The sequence below is a fragment of the Enterobacter cloacae complex sp. P13B genome (genome assembly GCF_014895915.1).
Classification (GTDB): Bacteria; Pseudomonadota; Gammaproteobacteria; order Enterobacterales; family Enterobacteriaceae; genus Enterobacter; species Enterobacter bugandensis.
Window position 1 is genome coordinate 1 of the sequence record NZ_JADBQN010000114.1, and the last position, 2,524, is coordinate 2,524.

Consider the following 2,524-nt stretch of genomic DNA (forward strand, 5'->3'; position numbering starts at 1 on the left):
CATCAAAACCCATTTTCAGTTCCTTTTAAAGTATAATATCAATAGTAATGAGCAGTACTAAGATACTAGTACCACCCAATCTATTTAGTATTAAGCATTATATAAAGGCTGATCACCTGCACGATATACGAAAGATGAAAGTAATGCAGGTACTGTTAGTGCAGCAATACTATTGCGTCCAGTAGTACACATTACATAAATGTAATTCCAATTACCACGTCCTACGGCTGGTACATAGACGCCATTAATAGGCCAATCACGCTTACCACCACCATTACCAGAGTCCCAGTACAGTAAGTTTGTCATCGCAATACCATCGCCACCCATACGAATATAGAAATATTGACGTTCATATGACGTAAGGTTAATAACCATATTACTATCTAGAATACGCGGGAAGTCTTCACCACGAATACGCAATGCTACATAGTGTTGGTTTGCCACTGGATTTAGTCCAACCGTACCGCCAGATACCTGACGCGAACCAAATAGAAATGGATTAGATGCAAGCCCCGTAGACTGAGGACGACAAATATCACCAACGATACGTGCAGCACTTAGAGTACCAAGAATGTTACAGTTTTCATTGATAGTAACGTTATTCAGTACACCAGACGTTGCCTGGATATTACCGCGTACAGAAACGTTACCAAACCAGGCATTACCATTTTTATTGATAGCCCAGCCATTCACACCATCCCAGTTAGTACTTTGTATCTGTTGGGAGATCTTCGCTGAGTCGATCACGCCGTCCATGATGTGAATATTTCGTACTGCCCCATTTGCCAGCTTTAAATTATCTATAGCGGCGTTCTGAATTTTCGCTCGCGATACTGAAAGGTCATTTATCATAGCTTCATTGATTGAGGCCGTGGCTATAACTGCTGAGTTAATGAAAGTCTTACCATTCTGAACTACGAACGGATATACCTTATCACTTTGTTTAGCTGAGTCAGTACTGATAATACTAAAACGATCTGCCATGACGGTAAACACTGATGTTTTTTCATCAGCGGCTAGAGCAATACCAGTAACGTTACCATTATTTGATACCTGCACCTGCCAACGTGAACCAAGTTCATCTACGATCTGTTTCTCAACAATACCATTAGCTACATCACTATTAAGTAGTCCATCAATAACATCATCATTCAACTTAGAGTAAGGAACCTTCGTATTCTGGTTAAAGCCGATTGTAGGCGACCATACTAATTCATCCTGCCCCATAACATCATATGCAGCTAACCTACCGTACCAAGAACCGTCTTCAATCGGGAATGATGCCGTATAACGGTTTGAAGAACTGAAATACACTACACCAGAACTAAACGCCTCATCTTTTGCAGCCTGGAATACCACACCCGCATAATCTGGTATGTTTGATTCATCCCATTCAAAAAACACCTGATCATAACCATTACGTAATTTAACACCTAGTAATTGTGGGTGCTGTGGGTTACTAACTTCAATCTGTACTTCTTCTGAATAGATGCCAGTACCGTAACCGTGTGCGATGATGCCAATAACACGATAACGGCTTAGACCGTCTGATTGGTTCATTGCGAACGTATAAGACCATGCACTATCCTGTGTATAGTAAGACTTAATATATCTGCGGTAACGGTCATATACACGGATTTCATAGTATTTGAAGAAATCAGTGAAACGTTTACCATTTACTGGAATGTTACTTTGATCATCCCAATCGAAAATGAAATCTTGTGAATAGGTTTGGTTAAATCCAGCATCATCATTCACCATTACAAGACCAGTTACTTTTGGTAATGCAAAAATGATCTGTGGTAATTGGTTATAGATTGCTACTAGTTCGGATGAGTAACCCAAGGAATTGTAACTTTCAACTCCAAAGTCGTAGCTTACGCCCTGAATCAAGTTTAGGATTTCAAAACTGGTACTGTACTGTCCAACGTTACCAATATTAATCCAAGTACCGGAATCACTTCTCTTATAACGTAGTTTATAACCACGTACACCAGTATCTTGACTAAGATCCCACGTCATTAATACAGTACTACCATTTACGGTTGTACCAAGACGTTGTACCTGTAGGTTGCTTGGTGGCTCTACATGTGAAGGGTTAGGTAAGTTAGTAATACCGTTCTGTGGGAACTGACCTGGATCAACACCAGCATAGATACCATCTGCATACTGTACTGCGGTGATCTGTACTATTCCTGCTTTATCTACTGTCATTGGTACAGTACGGGAAACTACACGGAACTTAACATTTTCAAAACCTGCTTCTTTAAAGCTAATCGTGAATACGTCATTTACTGTAATATCAGTAACGAATGTATTAAATGTAATACCAGCTAGTACATACTTAGCTTTTAATAGTTCGATATTACTACGTTTGGCTAATTGGTCTTTATCCTGAATCCACTTACAGTTTAAATCTTTCTTGATAATATAACCATCACGTACAATAGTCTCGTTAGTTAGTGTATCACTTGGGTAACGAATAATATCTTCTGCGTAGTCACCATTTGGATTAGTATAAGTA

1 protein-coding gene is annotated in these 2,524 nt (G+C 39.3%); it reads right to left on the reverse strand.

The genetic code is table 11. The annotated features are described in order from the left end of the window. Positions 1 to 90: 90 nt before the first annotated feature. Positions 91 to 2,524 (reverse strand): DUF1983 domain-containing protein (locus tag IM273_RS22140; protein WP_193055654.1); only part of this gene is annotated, 2,434 nt, incomplete at its 5' end.